The sequence below is a fragment of the Arthrobacter sp. Y3225209 genome, assembly GCF_059090685.1.
In genome coordinates this window covers 24,587-42,067 of record NZ_JBNHFW010000029.1, presented here as the reverse complement: position 1 = coordinate 42,067, position 17,481 = coordinate 24,587, and the positions used below count along the sequence as shown (strand labels likewise).

General features: G+C 65.1%; 15 protein-coding genes, 1 tRNA gene and 1 pseudogene. 7 read left to right on the top strand and 10 right to left on the bottom strand.

The window, feature by feature from the left end; genetic code table 11:
- Window positions 1-125: 125 nt before the first annotated feature.
- Window positions 126-623, top strand: a complete 498-nt coding sequence (locus AC5RVB_RS14250; protein WP_227929736.1) for an SRPBCC family protein — start codon at window positions 126-128, stop codon at window positions 621-623.
- 63 nt (window positions 624-686) lie between these two features.
- The gene (locus AC5RVB_RS14245; protein ID WP_494142979.1) at window positions 687-2,006 is read left to right on the top strand and encodes an FAD-binding oxidoreductase; all 1,320 of its coding nucleotides are present in this window, start codon (window positions 687-689) and stop codon (window positions 2,004-2,006) included.
- A gap of 13 nt (window positions 2,007-2,019) precedes the next feature.
- Here the strand turns inward: AC5RVB_RS14245 and AC5RVB_RS14240 are convergent, their stop codons facing one another.
- Window positions 2,020-3,738: a glycoside hydrolase family 13 protein gene (locus tag AC5RVB_RS14240; protein WP_494142978.1), complete on the bottom strand. Its 1,719-nt coding sequence runs from the start codon at window positions 3,736-3,738 to the stop codon at window positions 2,020-2,022.
- A gap of 228 nt (window positions 3,739-3,966) precedes the next feature.
- On the opposite strand from AC5RVB_RS14240, the gene AC5RVB_RS14235 reads away from it, so the two are divergent.
- Window positions 3,967-4,512 carry a DUF4190 domain-containing protein gene (locus AC5RVB_RS14235; RefSeq protein WP_494142977.1) on the top strand — a complete coding sequence of 182 codons (546 nt, stop codon included), beginning with the start codon at window positions 3,967-3,969 and terminating at the stop codon, window positions 4,510-4,512.
- A gap of 39 nt (window positions 4,513-4,551) precedes the next feature.
- On the opposite strand, the gene AC5RVB_RS14230 is transcribed toward AC5RVB_RS14235, so the two are convergent.
- From AC5RVB_RS14230 to AC5RVB_RS14215, 4 genes are all read right to left on the bottom strand, one after another.
- On the bottom strand, window positions 4,552-5,910 hold the full coding sequence (locus AC5RVB_RS14230; protein ID WP_227906050.1) for a DUF4032 domain-containing protein: 1,359 nt from the start codon (window positions 5,908-5,910) through the stop codon (window positions 4,552-4,554).
- Between the two features lie 102 nt (window positions 5,911-6,012).
- A complete protein-coding gene (locus AC5RVB_RS14225) occupies window positions 6,013-7,101 on the bottom strand; it encodes an ABC transporter ATP-binding protein (RefSeq protein WP_227906048.1) in 1,089 nt (362 codons plus the stop codon).
- A gap of 161 nt (window positions 7,102-7,262) precedes the next feature.
- Window positions 7,263-8,045 carry a trehalose-phosphatase gene (gene otsB / locus AC5RVB_RS14220; RefSeq protein WP_494142976.1) on the bottom strand — a complete coding sequence of 261 codons (783 nt, stop codon included), beginning with the start codon at window positions 8,043-8,045 and terminating at the stop codon, window positions 7,263-7,265.
- Window positions 8,045-9,502 (bottom strand): alpha,alpha-trehalose-phosphate synthase (UDP-forming), encoded by a 1,458-nt coding sequence (locus AC5RVB_RS14215; protein WP_227906045.1) that lies wholly within the window; start codon window positions 9,500-9,502, stop codon window positions 8,045-8,047. Before AC5RVB_RS14215 ends, otsB begins: the two co-directional genes overlap by 1 nt.
- Before the next feature lie 171 nt (window positions 9,503-9,673).
- Between AC5RVB_RS14215 and AC5RVB_RS14210 the strand changes: the two genes are divergently transcribed.
- Window positions 9,674-10,543 carry a DsbA family protein gene (locus AC5RVB_RS14210; protein WP_227906041.1) on the top strand — a complete coding sequence of 290 codons (870 nt, stop codon included), beginning with the start codon at window positions 9,674-9,676 and terminating at the stop codon, window positions 10,541-10,543.
- A 132-nt stretch (window positions 10,544-10,675) separates the two neighbouring features.
- Window positions 10,676-10,752 (top strand) — tRNA-Thr (locus tag AC5RVB_RS14205).
- Window positions 10,753-10,817: 65 nt separating this feature from the next.
- Here the strand turns inward: AC5RVB_RS14205 and AC5RVB_RS14200 are convergent.
- Window positions 10,818-11,684 (bottom strand): annotated as a pseudogene (locus AC5RVB_RS14200) (DUF5692 family protein); the annotation flags it as partial.
- A 27-nt stretch (window positions 11,685-11,711) separates the two neighbouring features.
- On the opposite strand from AC5RVB_RS14200, the gene AC5RVB_RS14195 reads away from it, so the two are divergent.
- Window positions 11,712-12,323 (top strand): TetR-like C-terminal domain-containing protein, encoded by a 612-nt coding sequence (locus AC5RVB_RS14195; protein WP_494142975.1) that lies wholly within the window; start codon window positions 11,712-11,714, stop codon window positions 12,321-12,323.
- A 74-nt stretch (window positions 12,324-12,397) separates the two neighbouring features.
- Here AC5RVB_RS14195 and AC5RVB_RS14190 read toward each other — a convergent pair whose 3' ends face one another.
- On the bottom strand, window positions 12,398-13,039 hold the full coding sequence (locus tag AC5RVB_RS14190; RefSeq protein WP_227906035.1) for a hypothetical protein: 642 nt from the start codon (window positions 13,037-13,039) through the stop codon (window positions 12,398-12,400).
- Window positions 13,040-13,153: 114 nt separating this feature from the next.
- On the opposite strand from AC5RVB_RS14190, the gene AC5RVB_RS14185 reads away from it, so the two are divergent.
- Window positions 13,154-13,978 carry a histidine phosphatase family protein gene (locus AC5RVB_RS14185; protein WP_227929228.1) on the top strand — a complete coding sequence of 275 codons (825 nt, stop codon included), beginning with the start codon at window positions 13,154-13,156 and terminating at the stop codon, window positions 13,976-13,978.
- 63 nt (window positions 13,979-14,041) lie between these two features.
- On the opposite strand, the gene AC5RVB_RS14180 is transcribed toward AC5RVB_RS14185, so the two are convergent.
- Genes AC5RVB_RS14180 through uriH form a run of 3 tightly spaced genes read right to left on the bottom strand, consistent with a single transcriptional unit; the run spans window position 14,042 to window position 17,361 of the window.
- Window positions 14,042-14,962: a ribokinase gene (locus tag AC5RVB_RS14180; RefSeq protein ID WP_494142974.1), complete on the bottom strand. Its 921-nt coding sequence runs from the start codon at window positions 14,960-14,962 to the stop codon at window positions 14,042-14,044.
- A gap of 24 nt (window positions 14,963-14,986) precedes the next feature.
- Window positions 14,987-16,417 (bottom strand): uridine transporter UriT, encoded by a 1,431-nt coding sequence (gene uriT, locus AC5RVB_RS14175; RefSeq protein WP_494142973.1) that lies wholly within the window; start codon window positions 16,415-16,417, stop codon window positions 14,987-14,989.
- A complete protein-coding gene (uriH, locus tag AC5RVB_RS14170; RefSeq protein ID WP_227905644.1) occupies window positions 16,414-17,361 on the bottom strand; it encodes a uridine-preferring nucleoside hydrolase UriH in 948 nt (315 codons plus the stop codon). The genes uriT and uriH overlap by 4 nt, the downstream gene beginning before the upstream one ends.
- Between the last annotated feature and the right edge of the window lie 120 nt (window positions 17,362-17,481).

The following is a 17,481-nucleotide window of genomic DNA, read 5'->3' as shown; positions in this document are numbered from 1 at the left end:
GGGAGGATGTGGGAGAGTAGGTCACCGCCGGACAAATTGTGAAGGGTGAGGCCCGTACCAGTGTTGGTACGGGCCTCACCTGTTTAACCCCCACCAGGGATGCCGGCACCGGTAGGCTGGAAACCATGAGTTTCTCCCTGTTTTCCCATGCCGAGGATCCGGACGCTGATCCGGTGAACACAGACGGGGCAGCCGCTCCGTCCGAAGTAGTGCTGGAACGCAGGGTGCCCCGGGATCTGCACGAAGCCTTCAACGGGTTTACCGACTACCTTCACTTATGGTGGCCCCAGGACCTCACCGACTTCGGTGAGGGCACACACCCGGAGTTTGAATCCGGCGTCCTGACCGAAACTGCTCCGGATGGTGAGACGGCTGTCTGGGCTACCGTCCGGACCAAGGAACCCGATTCCCTGCTTGAGCTGGACTGGGTGGCGGGGCACAGTCCTCGGATTCCCACCGACGTGCGGGTGGAATTCTCCGCGGTAGCGGAGGACGGTACCTTGGTGACGCTCCGGCACGGGGGACTGGAACGACTGCCGGAGGCCGCAAAGGAATACGAGCGGATCCGTGCCGAATGGGAAGAGATCCTGGACCGCTACGCCCGCTTTATGGGGGCCCGGTAGCCTGTGTCACTTGATGCCCTGCATGCCCTGCATGCCCTGGCGCTGAGCCATCCTGATCTGGAGATGGATACTTCCGTCCCGGTGCGGGCTGCCTACGCCGCTGATCAGGGTCCGGTGCTGGACTATGCCGAGCCGCTGGCCGTGGTCTGGGCCAAAGGTATTGAGGGTGTGCAGGCTGTGCTTCGCTGGGCTTCCGAGACCGGCACTGCCGTTGTTGCCAGGGGCGCGGGCACCGGGGTATCCGGCGGGGCGCATGCCACGGCGGGCTGCATTGTCCTCAGCCTGGAGAGAATGAACCGGATCCTCGAGTTGAATCCGCTGGACGAAGTGGCCGTCGTCGAACCCGGGGTGGTTAACGCCGATCTGAACGCGGCTGCAGCTGAACATGGGCTGATGTATGCACCGGACCCCGCCAGTTACCGTATCTCGACTATCGGTGGCAATGTTGCCACCAACGCAGGGGGACTGCGGTGTGCGAAGTATGGGGTGACCCGTGATTCGGTGCTCGCGCTGGACGTTGTGCTGGCGGACGGCACCCTCATTAGGACCGGACAGCGTACCTTCAAGGGCGTAGCGGGGTATGACCTGACCGGACTCTTCACCGGCTCCGAAGGGACCTTGGGGATTGTGGTGGGTATTACCGTGCGCCTGCGCTATTTGCCGGTACGGACCTGCACCATTGCCGCCTTCTTCCCGGATGTCCCGACGGCGGCCTCGGGTGTCCTCGCCGTCGGCACGGCACGCGTCCAACCGGCAATTATGGAGCTGCTGGACGGGGCGACGCTGGCGGCGTTGGACGCAGCCCACGGCAGCGCCCTGGCGGCCCGGGGCAACGCGCTGCTGCTGATCCAGACTGACGGGTTTGGAGCCGTAGCCGAGGCTGATGTTGTGCGGGAGGTCTTATCCGGGCTGGGCGGAACGGTCAGCACTGAGGGATCCGTGGAAGCAGAACGGCTGGTGGATCTGCGCAGGCACAGCCGAGGAAGCGGCCTCGCGGAACAGTTGCGGGTGGGGGAAGACGTGGCCGTTCCGCGGTCGGCACTAGTCGGATACGTCGCTGAACTTGAACGCATGGCTGCAGCTCATCGGGTGGGTTTGCGAGTGGTGGCCCACGCCGGCGACGGTAACCTGCATCCCACCTTCTGGGTCGGCACCGCTGAAGAGGGCGGACAGCCGCGGCTGGACGCCGCCCTCGATGAATCCATTGCAGTGGCACTGTCTCTGGGCGGGACCATCACCGGGGAACACGGAGTGGGACAGTACAAGCTCCGCTGGCTCCCGGCCGAACAGCAGGAAGAAGTGCTGGTCCTGCAGCGGCGCCTCAAGAGCCTGTTCGATCCCGCGGGCATACTAAACCCCGGGAAGGCCATTCCCGGGGTTTAGCAGCAGAGTCCGGTTATGAACCCACGCGCATCCATACGGTGCGGTTCGGACGCAATCGGTCGCCTTCAAGGGCATCAGCGGCGCTGCCCAACAGCAGCGGGAGAGCCGGCAGCTTCACCGGGTCCTCACCCATGTTCATCGCGACCAGGGTGGACCCGTTGACAAAGCACACCAGCCCTTCGTCGTCGTGCTCCGGCCACCAGGCGAGCGAGCCGTCACCCAGCCGCAGCGCACGGCGCAGCGACAGGGCGTTGCGGTACAGGTTCAAGGTGGAGTCCGGGTTGCGCTGCTCGATATCACGGGAGTGCTTCCCCCAGATGGGAGGCTGCGGCAACCAGGACTTCCCGGCGTCACTAAAGCCATAGCTGGGTTGGTTGGCTTTCCACGGCAGCGGCACGCGGTTCCCGTCACGTCCCACCCGTTCCCCGGCGGTGCGGTGGAAAGTGGGGTCCTGGCGGAACTCGTCCGGAAGCAGGGTGTGATCCGGCAGTCCCAGTTCCTCACCCTGGTAGAGGTAAACGCCGCCGGGCAGGCCCAGCATCAGCAGCGTGGCTGCCCTGGCCCGGGCCAGGCCGAGTTCCAGGTTGGGCTGCTCATCCCGGGGGCCGAGGCCATCGCCCGTTCGCGGGCCCGCGCCGGTCAGCCCGAAGCGGCTTGTATGGCGGACGACGTCGTGGTTGGAGAGCACCCAGGTGGTGGGGGCACCGACCTGGTCGAAGGCGCGCAGGGAGGACTCGATGACGTGGCGCAGTGCCGGGGCGTGCCAGGGGTGGTGCAGGTAGGCGAAGTTGAACGTCTGGTGCATCTCATCGGCGCGTACCCAGTCGGTGAGGCGTTCGATCGGGTCGATGGTCGCTTCGGCGCAGAGCACCCGGTCCCCGTCGTAGGAGTCCAGGATGTTCCGCCAGGACCGGTAGATGTCGTGGATGCCGGGCTGGCCGAACATGGGTGCTTCGGAGCCGGGGTAGCCCTCGGAGGAGGATCCGTCGGCGCGTCCGCCCCAGTCCGGCAGGCCGGACTTTTTGATCAGGGCGTGGGCGACGTCCACGCGGAACCCGCCGACGCCGCGGTCCAGCCAGAAGCGCAGGATCCGTTCGAATTCGGCGTGCACGGCGGGGGAGTCCCAGTTGAAGTCGGGCTGGGAGGAGTCAAAGAGGTGCAGGTACCACTGTCCGGGGGTGCCGTCGGGTTCGGTGATGCGGGTCCAGGCCGGGCCGCCGAAGTGGGACTGCCAGTTGTTGGGCGGGGTGTCCCCGTTCTCGCCGGTGCCGTCGCGGAAGATGAACATGTCGCGTTCGGGGGAGCCGGGTCCTGCGGCCAGGGCTGCCTGGAAGAGGGGGTGGGCGTCGGAGCAGTGGTTGGGGACCAGGTCCACGATGACGCGGATGTGGTGGCGGGAGGCTTCGGCGATGAGGGCGTCGAAGTCCTCCAGGGTGCCGAAGATGGGGTCTACGGAGCAGTAGTCGGCGACGTCGTAGCCGGCGTCCTTTTGCGGGGAGCGGTAGAAGGGGGAGAGCCAGACGGCGTCGATGTCCAGTTCGGCCAGGGTGGCCAGTTCGGCGGTGATGCCCTGCAGGTCACCGATGCCGTCCCCGCGACGGTCCCGGAAGGATCGCGGGTAGATCTGGTAGATCACTGATGAGCGCCACCATTCACGGCCGGCGGGGGACTCATGGACGGGGACCAGACGCAGGTCCGGGCGGCTGAAGACCTCAGCCAGTTGGTCAACCATCTTTGAGGGGCTCCTTCCGGTTCGTACGCTTACATTTCCATTTAACGACTCACGGCTGCAGCCGTTGGCAGAGAGGGGCACACGTCACAGGAGATTTCGCTCACGCATGCGCTGGTTCCCCTTCCCCATGGGTGTATAGGATTGGAGAAACGTCATATCGACCTAGCGAAGTTGACGCCACGGCGATTCACCCACGCTAGCCACTTCTCATTCAGGGGGAAAATCCGCGTGTCAGACAACCGACCAGAATGGCAGCATGGCGAGAATCCTGCTGCGGACGGCAGCCAGGGCCCGGAAGAGAGCCAGTACGGCACGTCCTCCCAGCCGGCGCCGCCGTCCTACCCCGGACAGGACGGACAGGGCAGCAACGCCTCCTCCGGGTATCCCTCCTACGGGCAGGAAGGATCATCCCCCTACGCCCAGCAGGGCTCCTCCTACGGACAGTCCGATCAGTACGGGCAGTCCCAGTACGGCCAGCAGCCCGCCGGATACCCCGCGCAGACGGGTTACCCCTCCTACGGGGAGAGCGCGTATCCCGTGCCCCGGGAGAATCCGGGCCAGGCCATGGGTATTGCCGGCCTGATCACCTCGTTCTTCATTTCCGTGGTCGGCCTGGTACTGAGCATCATTGGCCTGAACCAGTCCCGCAAGGTCGGCATGGGCAACGTTCCCGCCGTGGTGGGCATCATTGTGGGTGCGCTGGGGACCCTGCTGGGCGCCCTGTTCTTCCTTCTGATCTTCATTGGCATCGCTGCGGAGACCTCAAGCTACTAGCTTCGGCCGCGTCCTGCCGTTTTTCCGGGGAGCCCCGTCTTAGGACGGGGCTCCTCCCGCGTCCAGGATCTGCATGGTCCTGGTATCGGCACTGAGGAGGATCGCTGCTTCATCACGCCGGTGGCGCAGGATGTTGTCCATATAGGACTGGACGGCTTCGGCCATCGGCACGTTCCGGTTGGAGTTCTCGGACATGTACCACCGGTGTTCGAGCACCTCATGGACAACTTCGGCCGCCTCGAGCTTGCTGCCCAGGTCCCGGGGCACGGCCTTCACAATGGGTTCGAAGACCTGGGTCACCCACAGGTGGGCGCTGAGCTCCTCATCAAGCTCCGGGTGGTTGGTTGCGCGGTAGGAATCCAGGTCATTGAGCAGCCGACGGGCCTGGTTTTCCTGGGCATCGATGCCGGTGAGGCGCAGCAGCCGGCGCTGGTGGTGGCCGGCGTCCACAACCTTGGGTTGCAGCTGGACCTGGGATCCGTCCGGGGTAGTGGAGATGGTCAGTTCGTCGACGTCGAACCCCAGGTCATTCAGCCGGCGGATCCGTGCGTCCACCCGCCACCGGTCGGCGAGCCCGAAGGATTCCTGCTCGGTGAGTTCTGCCCAGAGCCGGCGGTAGCTGTCCATGATCCGTTCGCTGGTGGCCAGCGGATCCACGGACTCTTCGATCAGGCCGCCTTCGGCCAGGTCCATCAGCTCCCCGGCAATGTTGACCCGGGCAATTTCCAGATCGTATTCGCGCTGCCCGTTGGAAAGTTCCGGATAGAGCTCTCCGGTTTCGGCATCCACGAGGTATGCCGCGAAGGCTCCAGCGTCGCGGCGGAACAGCGTATTGGACAGGGACACGTCACCCCAGTAGAAACCGGCCAGATGCAGGCGTACCAGCAACAGTGCCTGGGCATCGATCAGCCTGGTCAGCGTGACCTGGCGCAGGGTCTGGGAAAACACGGCACGGTAGGGGAGGGAGAAACGCAGGTGCCGAGTCACCAGGACCGGCTGCAGCTCTTCACCTTCAGGGTTCATGCGTCCGGTAATAACCGCCACCGGAGACACCGCCGGCACATTCAGCCGACGCAGTTTGCGCAGCATGTGGTACTCCTGCCGGGCAACATGCTCGCTGGTTTCCTTGATGGCAATCAGCGAATCGCCCAGCCGGGCAAAGCGGACCACGTGGCGGGAGATGCCGCGGGGAAGGGCGGCCAGGTTTTCCTTGGGCCAGTCCTCCAGCGGGATGTGCCATGGCAGGTCCAGCAGGGCGGGGTCCATGGACGCAGCCGTAATGTTCAGCGAGCCAAGGGTGTTGATCCTGCCGGCTGATTCACGGGCGCGGGGCAGTTTCCCGGCCTGGTCCCAATCCGTCGGTTCGTTCTGCCAGTTGGCTGATGCGGCGTGTGTCATAGGCGAAAGCCCTTACGTGTAGAACATACGTGCATTAAAAAAGCGGTGGCTCCCCATCTCAAAAGTCTAGTTGAGCAGGGGAGCCACCGCATGTCACGGGCGTTAGGCCTGTTCGGCCAGCCGGTCGCCGGTGGCGGTGTCGAAGAGGTGCACATGCCCCTTCTGCGGGCGGACGTACAGGACATCGCCCTTCATCGGCGGGCGGCGGCCGTCCACGCGGACCACCATGTCATGGTGCTTGCCGTCGAGGGTGGTGTGGCCATACACGTACGCGTCGGCGCCGAGCTCCTCCACCACGTCAACGTCCACCTGCAGGCCGTCGCCCTCGGAGACGAGCTCCATGTCTTCGGGGCGGACCCCCAGGGTGACCGTGTTGCCGGCTGCGGCACCAAGCACTGCGCTCGCCACGGGGTAAACCGAGCCGCCAAATGCGACACCGCCGTCCACTACCGGCAGTTCCAGCAGGTTCATGGCGGGGGAACCGATGAAGCCGGCCACGAATACGTTCTTCGGGTGGTCGTAGAGGTTCCGCGGGGTGTCCACCTGCTGCAGGATGCCGTCCTTCAGCACTGCCACGCGGTCGCCCATGGTCATGGCCTCGACCTGGTCGTGCGTGACGTAAACGGTGGTGACGCCGAGACGGCGGGTGAGGGAGGCGATCTGCGTGCGGGTCTGCACGCGGAGCTTGGCATCCAGGTTGGACAGCGGCTCATCCATCAGGAACACCTGCGGGTTCCGGACGATGGCGCGGCCCATGGCAACGCGCTGGCGCTGGCCACCGGAGAGGGCCTTGGGCTTGCGATCGAGGAAGTCTTCGAGGTCGAGCAGCTTGGCGGCCTCGCGGACGCGTTCCATCCGCTCTTCCTTGCCCACGCCGGCGATCTTCAGGGCGAAGCCCATGTTGTCCGCCACTGACATGTGCGGGTACAGCGCATAGTTCTGGAAAACCATGGCGATGTCGCGGTCCTTGGGCGGAACGTCGGTGACGTCGCGGTCACCGATCAGGATCCGGCCGGAGTTGACGTCTTCGAGCCCGGCGAGCATGCGCAGGGAGGTGGATTTTCCGCAGCCGGAGGGGCCAACGAGAACCAGGAACTCGCCGTCGGCGATTTCGAGGCTGAGGTTATCTACAGCAGGGCGTTCAGTCCCCGGGTAGAGGCGTGTTGCCTGGTCAAACGTTACCGTTGCCATGGTATTTCCCTTCACGGGCAGGTACGTGCCCGACGATCCGTTGTGAATGGAGGTGCTATGTAGTTGTGGGAACCCGCCGCGGCTCAACAGTGAGCTGTGACACGGTTCACGGAGTCAGTATGGCATACGTTGGCTCCGGCGCCGCGTCCGCATCGGCTGTGTTACCGGCCGACGGCGGCTGAGCGCAGCCGTGCCAGCTCGGCAAGCACCTCGGTGAAGGCTTCGGGAGAGGCAACCCGGAACGCCGCGGCCGTGTCTCCGGGACCGACCTTGATGCCCACGTCGCCGGCCTCCAGGGCAGCGAAGCCGTGCTCATCGGTGACGTCGTCACCGGCGAAAAGCACCGCCGTCGCACCGGTCAGCGCGCGCAGGGCACGGATACCCTCACCCTTATTCGTGTGTACAACGGAGGCTTCCAGGACGGACTTGCCATCGGTGACCTGCACGCCGTCCAGCATTTGCAGGTGGCGGCGCGCCTCGTCGGTGGCAGCGGCGGCCACCGGATCTTCGGCGCTGCGGGTGTGGAGGACGACGCCGGCCGGCTTGTCCTCCAGCCGGCACCCCGGGTGCCGCGCGGCCACGGATTGCACTGCTGACCGGGCGCGGGCCAGCAGCTCGGCCTGCTCCGCCGTCAGCTGCAGGGGCTCGGCATTGGGTCCCGTCCAGGTTTCGGCTCCGTGGCTGCCGATCAGCAGCGTCTCCGGGTCAGGGGTGGCGACGCTGCGCAGGCTGTCCAGGGCGCGTCCGGATATAAAGGCGGTGACGGTGCCGGGCAGGGCTGCCAGTGCGCGCACAGCGGCAGCGGAGCCGTTCAGTGGGCGGGCGTCCTCGGCCCGCTCCACCAGCGGGGACAGCGTCCCGTCAAAATCCAGAGCAACCAGCAGGGTGTCCGCGTCCGCGAGCCCTTCCAGTGCCTGTTGCAGTCCGGTCTCCGGCGTCTCCACTACTGGTCCCGGTCCTGGTCCTGCTCAAGGGCGTCAAGGAAGTTCCGTGACCAGCGCTCGACGTCGTTCTGCAGTACCTGCCGCCGCATCAGCCGCATTCGGCGGCTGGCCTCGCGGGCAGGCATGTTCATGGCCGTGAGGATGGAGGCCTTCAGGCCGTCGATATCGTGCGGGTTCACCAGCACTGCCTGACGGAGCTGGTCTGCGGCGCCGGTGAATTCGGAGAGCACCAGGGCACCGGTGTTCCCGGTGCGGGCCGCCACGTACTCCTTGGCGACAAGGTTCATGCCGTCGCGCAGGGCGGTGACCAGCATGACGTCGGCGGCGAGGTAGAGCGCCACCATTTCCTCTACCGGATAGCTGTGGTGCAGGTAGCGCAGCGCGGTGTTGGAAATGGTGTCGTAGGTGCCGCTGATCCGGCCCACGGTTCCTTCCACCTCTTCGCGCAGCAGCCGGTACTGTTCCACGCGCTCACGGGATGGGCTGGCTACCTGAATCATGGAGGCATTGTCGACGGTGATTTCACCGTCCTCCAGGAGTTCGCCGTAGGCCTTGAGCCGGTGGCTGATGCCCTTGGTGTAATCCAGCCGGTCCACGCCGAGCATCACGGTATCCGGGTTGCCCAGCTCGCGGCGGATCTGCTTGGAGCGTTCGATGATGTCCTCGCGCTGGGCGAGTTCGGCGATCTTCGCCGCGTCAATGGAGATGGGGAATGCCTCGGCGCGGGAGACGTAGGACAGGCCGTCCTCGGTGGTCACGTTCACCTGCTGCTGGCGGATGGTGTAACCGGCGAAGCGGCGCACGCAGCGCAGGAAGTTGCTCGCATCCGAGGGCCGCTGGAAACCGATCAGGTCCGCGCCCAGCAGGCCCTCAATGATGTTCCGGCGCCAGGGCAGCTGGGCGAAGATTTCCAGCGGCGGGAAGGGGATGTGGTTGAAGAATCCGATTTTCAGGTCCGGACGTGCCTTGCGGAGCAGCTGCGGGACCAGCTGCAGCTGGTAGTCCTGTACCCAGACCGTGGCGCCCTCGGCCGCCACGGAGGCCGCGGCGTCGGCGAAGCGGCGGTTAACTGTCCGGTAGGCGTCCCACCAGGTGCGGTGGAACTCCGGGGTGGCAATAACGTCATGGTAGAGCGGCCACAGCGTCGCGTTGGAGAAGCCCTCATAGTAGAGCTCCACCTCATCGGTGCTCAGGGGCACCGGCTTCAGGTGCATGTCATCGTGGTCGAAGGGCTCCACCTCTTCGTCCGGGGATCCCGGCCAGCCCACCCATGCGCCGTCGGCCTTCGCCATGACCGGCGCCAGCGCCGTCACCAGGCCGCCGGGGGAGCGGCGCCAGGTCTCGCCGTCGGGCGTGCTCACCCGGTCCACGGGAAGCCGGTTGGAAACTACGATGAAATCGAAGTCGCCATACCCGTCCGTTGCGTCCTTCTGGCTCGGATCGGCCTCAGCGTTCACGAATGGCACCCCTTAGTTTGAATAGACGTATTTAGCCACTCTATCTAAGCCCGGAAACTTTGTACCGCGTGCGGGCGTTGGCTGAAGGGCGGGGCAATACGTTCCCCCTACACTGGTGATGTGCCCACAGGCCCCGGAAACGGGTGCCGGCGTTGAGAGACATGAGGAATAATGACTGACCGGAATCCCAAGCTGACCAAGGCCGAGCGGACTGCTGCCGCCCGTGACCAGGCCCGTGCCATGCGTGAAGCGCAGCAGAAGAAGGACCGGCGCAACCGCCTCCTCGTGATCTGGGGCGTAGTGGTGGCGATTGTGGCGGTAATCGCAATTGTCGGCGTCATTGTGTTCAACAGCATGAGCCGCAGCGTGGCGAACAATGGCACCTCTCCGGCCAACGCCAACCAGTACGGCGGTTTCACGCTGACCTCCACCAGCGCCCTGCAGCCGCAGGAGCCGTTCGACTTTGATACGGAAACCCTCGGAGCAGCACCGGAGGAAGCCGCGGAAGATGCTCCCGTGCCGCCGGGCATCGAAGCCTCCGAACCGGGTGAGCCGATTCAGATCGTGGAATACGTGGACATTAACTGCGTGCACTGCGCTGACTTTGCCGCTACCTATGATGAGCAGATTGCCCAGTGGCTGGACGCCGGGGAAATCACCTACGAATACCGCACCGTCGCGTTCCTGGACCGCAGTTCCGCCACCAACTACTCCTCGCGCGGCGCCAACGCCGCCGCCTGCGTTGCTGCCGAGAGCCCCGAATCCTATTGGGACTTCATGAAGGCGATCTTCGCCCAGCACGCTGCGGGTGAAGTGAACAACGCCGGTCTGGTGGACATGGCCGAGGCTGCCGGTGCGAACACGGAGAACCTGGAATCCTGCATCGACGACGGTACGTACCGTCCGTTCGTGAAGTACGCGGATCAGCTCGCACGCGTGGACGGCATCGCCGGCACCCCCACCGCCTACGTCAACGGTGCAGAAGCGGACCTGAACACCTTCACCGAGACCGTCCAGGCAGCGATCGACGCCAACAAGTAAGCTCTTCGGACCGGAGCCCGGTTCCCCGTGAAACCATTCCCGGTTTCACGGGGGCGGGCGCTCTGGGCTAACCTTGTCTAGCGTTGTTTGTTCGGTTCCGCTTTTCTTCTTTGCCGGCGGACACGACAACACGCCCCCTTAGCTCAGTTGGCCAGAGCACCTGTCTTGTAAACAGGGGGTCGCCGGTTCGAATCCGGCAGGGGGCTCCAAACGGGAAACCCCTCCTGATCAGACCAAAAGTCCGATCAGGAGGGGTTTTTCCATGCCCTGAAGGTCAGACGGTGACCGGCCGGTCTTTGGGCTCCGGCAGGACAACCGGGGCCTCGGCGGGCAGGTTCGCGTCACGCACCTCCCGGTACGGGCGCAGATGGGTGTACAGCTCGTCGCGCAGCGGGTTGCGGTGCCGCTTGACGATGGTGAACACCTGGTAGACCGCGACGGCGATGTTGGCCGCCAGCGAGATGGCCGACACGACGAACAGTGCGGTCGGGTTGTGCGAGGACTCCACGGCGAACGGCGACGTGCTCACGAACGTGGGGACCGCCATCGTGAACATCATCCACAGTGCGAGGGTGTGGGCGCGGTGCTGCAGCCACGCACCCTTCTTGAGGAAGAACGCGGGGATGGTGCAGGAGATGAGCAGTGCCGCACCGGCGTAGAACGCGTGGTCACCGACGCAGTTGTAGACGTAGGCGAAGTTCCACAGGTCATATGCGATGATCCAGAACCACATCATGTCGGGCCAGATCATGTCCTTCGACTTGTCGCGGGAGATGATGATGCCGGTCCAGCCACAGATGGTGAGCAGGTTCAGGATGCCGGCGATGGCGTTCATGTAGTTCCACGGACCGCCGACCATAAAGACGCCGTCGTGCATGCCCTGCAGCCCGGCCACCTCGAAGTCCCGGATGACAGCCTCGCCGATGTTGATCGCCAGGATCAGCGGCGGGAACATCAACATCCAGCGGTTCTGTGCCAAACGGGGAACATACCGGATGAGCATAAAGCCCAGGCACCCGAGGAGTGCCGAGTACACCTTCACCCAGTGGAACCAGGTGCCCGTGGACGAACCGTCACCGGCAGTCACCGGCCACACGAACACGGTCAGCAGAATGGGCAGCGCCACGAAGAAGGCCAGGCCGGCCCACTTCCGGTGCTACCGTCAGGCATGACCGACGAGGGCATCGACGCGCAGAGGGGAGCGAGGGCGCGAGCGGCTCTGGCGGCCGCGCTCAAGGCCCGGCTGCGCACCGAGCCGCTCGACAAAGTGACGGTCACGGAACTCACGCGGGACTGCGGACTGACGCGACAGGCCTTCTACTACCATTTCTCGGACGTACGCCAGCTGGCGGTCTGGGTGTTCGAGACCGAGGTTGCCCGCCAGGTCAGGGCTTTCGCCATTGAGACGGGATGGGCGGACGGGTTAGTCCGGCTGATGCTGTACCTGCGCAACAACCGCGCGTCGACGCTCGGGGTGCTCGACGGCGTGGGGCAGCCCGGGCTCGAGCGCTTCCTGTTCCGCCAGATGCGCCCCATCACCGAGGCAGTCATGGAGCAGGACGGCGGCGGGCCGGTGCGCCCGGAAGACCGCGTGCTGGTGGTCGATTTCTACACCTCGGCCGTGCTCGCCGTCGTACTCCGGTGGGTAGCGGACGGCATGGTCGAGCACCCCTACCGTGTGGTCGGCGATCTGGAGATTATGCTGTACGGCGCCGTCCGGGAGTCAGTCCGCCGGCTGGACGCACGGGCGGCTCCGCCGCGTGGACGCCGTCCGCGGTGAGCGTTCCCGCTACTGGGCAGACAGCAGATTGCCCCGGCCAAAGCAGCCGGGGCACCCGATAACGCGTGTGGTGACTACTTCAGCGCCACCAGGAAATCGTTGGCTCCGCCGTGGTTGAAATTCACCTTGACCATGCTCGAGGTGTTCGCGTGTTCGATCGGCATCTGCAGCACCGCATCAGCCGTCACCGTGAATCCCTTTTCCACCGGTTGGGCCTTGGTCTCGCCCTCCTTCAAGGCTGACACCGAATTAAACGTGGTGCCATACTCGTCGTCGGTCATAAAACCGCCGTCCCAGTTCTCGTTAACAATAGAGAAATCGGTGCCGACGTTATCGGCAGGCTCATCACCGGTGTATCCCCAGGTCGCATTGATGAACACCCAGGTGTTGCCGGGATCCGGCTCCACCTTTCCAAGGAAGCTATCCATGGCTTTGAACTGCTCATTGCCGTCAAGGTTGACGCTGTTGACCGTGAGCGTAAAATCGCCGTCGACCATTTCCTCACCCAGGGCATAAGGGTTCGCGAGCGTTCCCTTCTCATCACCGGCCGGCCATTCGGCCGCGGGCGTAGTGGCGGTTTCCGCGGCGACGGGGGCCGGCTCAGCGGGTGCTTCGGCCTCATCGCCGCCGCAGGCGGTGACCGCAAGCAGTGCTGACAGGGCAATTGCAGCTCCCGCGCTTCGGCGGCGGACAGGGTGCTGTGATGTGAGTTTCATTCGTGCGAGTTTACCCAACAGATGAGGCTGACCGAATTCGACGGCGGGAATGGCCAATCCATGCTGCGCATAGGATAAAAACAGAACCTATTTCGTGTATTCCAGGAGGCCCCGATGGTTATGCCCCGCAACCTGTTTCTTGTCCGCCACGGACAAAGCGAAGCGAACGTGATGCAGCGGGCAGCCAAGGCCGGGGACCCGAGCCTGTATACCGAAGAGACGATGACCGTTCCGGACCGTTCGTGGCGGCTAACGGACCTCGGCGTGCAGCAGGCCAAGGTGGCCGGAGCCTGGATCGCGGCACAGAATATCCAGTTCGACCGTGCCATGGTCTCGGTTTATACCCGGACCCGCGAGACCGCCGCCCATCTGGGGCTGGATGTGCGCTGGGAAGAGAACCGGGTGATCCGCGAGCGTTCCTGGGGTGAGATCGGGTCCATGTCGAAGCAGGATTTCGCCCGGAAGTATTCGCAGAACGCCGCGTACCGTGACAGCGACCCGCTGTATTGGGCGCCGCCTGCGGGGGAGTCCATTGCCAACGTTGCCGAGAACCGTGTACGGAATATCCTCAGCACCCTGCACCGCGAGAACGCCCGGGACAATGTGCTCCTGGTAACCCACGGTGAGTTCATGTGGGCCACCCGCCTGGTGCTGGAGCGCTGGAGCGACGAAGAGTTCCTGTTGCGGGACGCCGACAAGGAGCAGGTGATCCACAACTGCACCGTCCTGCAGTACACCAGCACGGATCCGCAGGACCGCAACAACACCCGCGAAAAGCTCAACTGGGTCCGCCGCTGCTGGCCGGTGTGTGTGGACGGCGAGTGGACCATGTTCGTCGGCGAGTGGGAGGAATTCGACCGGAAGTACTACACCGGCGGGGAGCTGCTGGAGCGGGCGGAGGCAAACCGGCATTTCCTCCTCGGCTCCTTCGGGAGTTAACCGCAAAGGGCCCGGCATCCGCACGTTATGCGCGGATGCCGGGCCCTTCTTGGTGCCGTGAAACTAGGCCGGTGTGGCCAGCTCCAGCAGCGCAGAGTATGAGGACTGCGCGCCCTCCCGGGTGGCAGCCAGCGCACCGGCCCGCGCAGCAAACGCGGCGGCGTCAGCCAGGGAATCCCCGGCAGCCAGCCGGGCGGCGGTTGCCGCCGTGAAGGCATCCCCGCAGCCGGTGGTGTCCACCGCGGTGACCCGGGTGGGGGCAATGGCCACTACCCGGCCGGCACCGGAGGCGGTGCCGTCGAGGACAACGGCGCCGTCCCCGCCGAGGGTGATGATGGTGCGCCGCACGCCCAGCGCGTCCAGGGCGGCGATGACCGCTTCCCAGTCCGATGCGGGGTCCGCCAGACCGGTCACAAGCGCTGCCTCATGGGTGTTCAGCAGCAGCACATCGGTCAGGGCCAGCAGCTCCGCCGGAACCTCCCGGTACGGGGAGAGATTCAGCAGCACCTGTGCACCGGCGTCGTGCCCCGCCCGTGCCGCGGCGGTGACCGCCTCGAGCGGGACCTCCAGGCTCAGTGTCAGCACGGCGGCGCCGTCGAACAGGTCCGCCGGCAGCTCAGCCCCGGTGACCGTGCCGTTGGCGCCGGGGGAAACAATGATCGTGTTCTCCCCGGACGCGTCCACCACGATCATGGCCGTGCCCGTGGCGGTGCCGCTGCGGCGCAGGACGCGGGAGGCGTCCACCCCGGCACCGGCGGCCGCCTTCAGCAGGAGATCCCCGTGCCCGTCGGCACCCACGGCACCGAAGAGCCGGACATCGGCCCCGAGGATCGCGGCGGCCGCCGCCTGGTTGGCGCTTTTGCCACCGGGCACAATCACCAGTTCCGAACCGTTGAGCGTCTCCCCGGGGGAGGGGAAACGTTCGGTACGGACGGTGAGGTCAGCGTTCAGCGACCCTACAACTACAACTTTTCCGGCAGGCATACGGGGATTCTCCTTGACGTGATGTCAGCGGTCGGCCGGCACGGCCTTGGCGGTGACCTCGGCGTTGATGGGCTTGGGGATGAGGAAGGACGTGGCCAGGGCCAGCACCAGGATCACCAAACCGGCAATAATACCGGCGTAGTAACCCGAGGTGCCCCCGCCGTCGGCCGGCGTGGCTGCAGTCTTCACAGCGTAGATGACCGCAAAGCTCAGACCCGCACCCAGGTTGAACGCTCCGGCGTTGAGGCCGGGCAGGAAGCCGGGGTTTTCCTTCGGGGAGAGCACAATGCCCAGGCCGTTGAGCATGATGTTGCCGATGCCGGCGTAGGTGACACCGATCAGCACTGAGACGCCCAGGACTCCGAGCCTGGAGTCGCTGCCAACTACCAGCAGCATCAGCGTCAGGGCAATAACGGAGCCGATCATGCCGATCCGCAGCACCTTGCCGTAGCCCCAGGTGGCTGCCAGGCGTCCGGCGATCGGACCCAGCACCAGACCCGCGATGGCGTACGGAGTCAGCGTCCACCAGGCGGATTCCTCGGCGCCCATGCCAAAGCCGACGGCGCCGTCCTGCGCCAGGGCCGGGATGATGCCGTTCATCACGGCAAAGACACCGGTCATGGTCAGCAGGGTGGTGAGCAGCAGCGCCCAGGTGGAACGTTCCTTGAGCAAGTGCGTTGCCACCAGGGGCTGTTCGGTCCGGTTCTCCACCTTCCAGAAGATCACGAAGGCAATGACGGCAATCACGATCAGGCCGATCACCAGCGGCCAGTTTGCGGCCCCCAGCTTGCCGGCCTCGTTGAAGGCGGTCAGCAGGGTGCCCACGGAAATAACCAGGGGCACCACACCCAGCCAGTCCATCTTCTCCTTCTTCTCGGCCGTGGATTCAGGGGCCAGGAAGAACAGCAGGGCAGCAGCGACGGCGCCTACGGCGGCCATGACCCAGAAGACCGAGGCAAAGCCGTGGTTCTGTGCCAGGTAGCCGCCGGCAATGGCGTCCACCCCGGCAATGCCGCCGTTCACGGCCGTAATAACACCCATCAGCGTGCCGTACAGCTTCGCGTCGGGGATTTCCACACGGAGCATGATCAGGGTCAGCGGGACCACCGGGCCGGAAACGCCCTGGATCAGGCGGGCAATAAAGAGGACTTCGATGCTCGGAGCCAGGGCGGCAACCACCGAGCCGATGGTCAGGACCACCAGCATGCCGGCAAGGACCTTCTTGCGGCCGATGATGTCGCCCAGCCGCGGCAGGAACAGGGAGAAGAGCGCTGCGGCGGTGAAGAACGCCGTCTGGCTCAGGCCCACGGCCGCCGAAGTGGTGTTCAGTTCCTCTTCGATGGTGACGAGGGCGGGGGAGAGCATGGAGGCATTGAGCTGGAAGGCCACGCAGGCTGCCAGCAGTGCCGTCATCAGTGCGCCGACGTTGACCCGGCGCCGGGTGGTTTCACTCACAGGTCTACCTCACCGATTCGTTCGAGTGCGTCAACAACAAGGCCCCAGAACTTTTCATGATCCAGGTCCACAGCCACCGAGGTGGTGCAGTCGGCAGGCGCCGGGGCGCGGAAATCCGCCACGGTCATACCGAGGGTCAGGGTGCCGGTGAGCTCGACGTCGAGCGGCACGCGGCGGGTGGTCATCACGGAGGGGTCAATCACGTAGGCCACTGCACAGGGATCGTGCACGGGCGGGAAGTCAAAGCCCTGGGCATCCTTGTAGGTCTGGCCGAAGAATTCCAGGAGTTCACCGACGAACTTTGCCGGCTTGGTGCCCACGGCGGCGATGCGGGCCGCTACCTCGTCGGTGGCAAGTGCCTGATGGGTGAGGTCCAGGCCGACCATCACCAGCGGCCACTTCTCGTTGAAGACGATGTGGGCTGCTTCCGGGTCAATCTTGATGTTGAATTCAGCGACAGCGGACCAGTTGCCCACGTGGTAGCCGCCGCCCATCAGGACAACTTCCTTCACGCGCTCGGCGATGCGCGGTTCCTTGCGCACCGCGAGGGCAATGTTGGTGAGTCCTGCCGTGGGCACGAGGGTCACGGTTCCGGGCTCATGGGACATCACGGTGTCGATGATCAGGTCCACCGCGTGGCGGGGGTCCAGTTCCAGCGTGGGCTCGGGCAGGACGGGGCCGTCCATGCCGGACTCGCCGTGGATATCCGGTGCGTTTTCAATGGTCCGGACCAGGGGGCGGTCGCAGCCTGCCGCGAAGGGGACGCCTGTGATATTTGCGACACGGGCAATCGCCAGCGCGTTGCGTGTCACCTTCTCCAGAGTCTGGTTTCCGACGACGGTTGTCACCGCGAGGAGGTCGATCTCCGGGCTGCCGTGGGCCAGCAGCAGGGCGACCGCATCATCATGGCCGGGATCGCAGTCCAGGATGATTTTGTGGGGCATTGCATCTCCGCTTCGTTGAGGGTTCCCGCGCCGGAACCGAAATTCCGGCGGTGCAGCGCCCCGCTCCGGCAGGACCGCCGGGCGCGCAGCATTGCGGACCGATGGTTTTTGCGGAGTGTC

What these genes read in the sequence shown, in the direction of transcription:
- AC5RVB_RS14195 (WP_494142975.1), top strand. Translation starts at nt 11,712, where the DNA reads ATGACCGACGAGGGCATCGACGCGCAGAGGGGAGCGAGGGCGCGAGCG.
- AC5RVB_RS14185 (WP_227929228.1), top strand. Translation starts at nt 13,154, where the DNA reads ATGGTTATGCCCCGCAACCTGTTTCTTGTCCGCCACGGACAAAGCGAA.
- AC5RVB_RS14240 (WP_494142978.1), bottom strand. Translation starts at nt 3,738, where the DNA reads ATGGTTGACCAACTGGCTGAGGTCTTCAGCCGCCCGGACCTGCGTCTG.
- AC5RVB_RS14210 (WP_227906041.1), top strand. Translation starts at nt 9,674, where the DNA reads ATGACTGACCGGAATCCCAAGCTGACCAAGGCCGAGCGGACTGCTGCC.
- AC5RVB_RS14190 (WP_227906035.1), bottom strand. Translation starts at nt 13,039, where the DNA reads ATGAAACTCACATCACAGCACCCTGTCCGCCGCCGAAGCGCGGGAGCT.
- AC5RVB_RS14230 (WP_227906050.1), bottom strand. Translation starts at nt 5,910, where the DNA reads ATGACACACGCCGCATCAGCCAACTGGCAGAACGAACCGACGGATTGG.
- AC5RVB_RS14180 (WP_494142974.1), bottom strand. Translation starts at nt 14,962, where the DNA reads ATGCCTGCCGGAAAAGTTGTAGTTGTAGGGTCGCTGAACGCTGACCTC.
- AC5RVB_RS14250 (WP_227929736.1), top strand. Translation starts at nt 126, where the DNA reads ATGAGTTTCTCCCTGTTTTCCCATGCCGAGGATCCGGACGCTGATCCG.
- AC5RVB_RS14245 (WP_494142979.1), top strand. Translation starts at nt 687, where the DNA reads ATGGATACTTCCGTCCCGGTGCGGGCTGCCTACGCCGCTGATCAGGGT.
- uriH (WP_227905644.1), bottom strand. Translation starts at nt 17,361, where the DNA reads ATGCCCCACAAAATCATCCTGGACTGCGATCCCGGCCATGATGATGCG.
- AC5RVB_RS14225 (WP_227906048.1), bottom strand. Translation starts at nt 7,101, where the DNA reads ATGGCAACGGTAACGTTTGACCAGGCAACACGCCTCTACCCGGGGACT.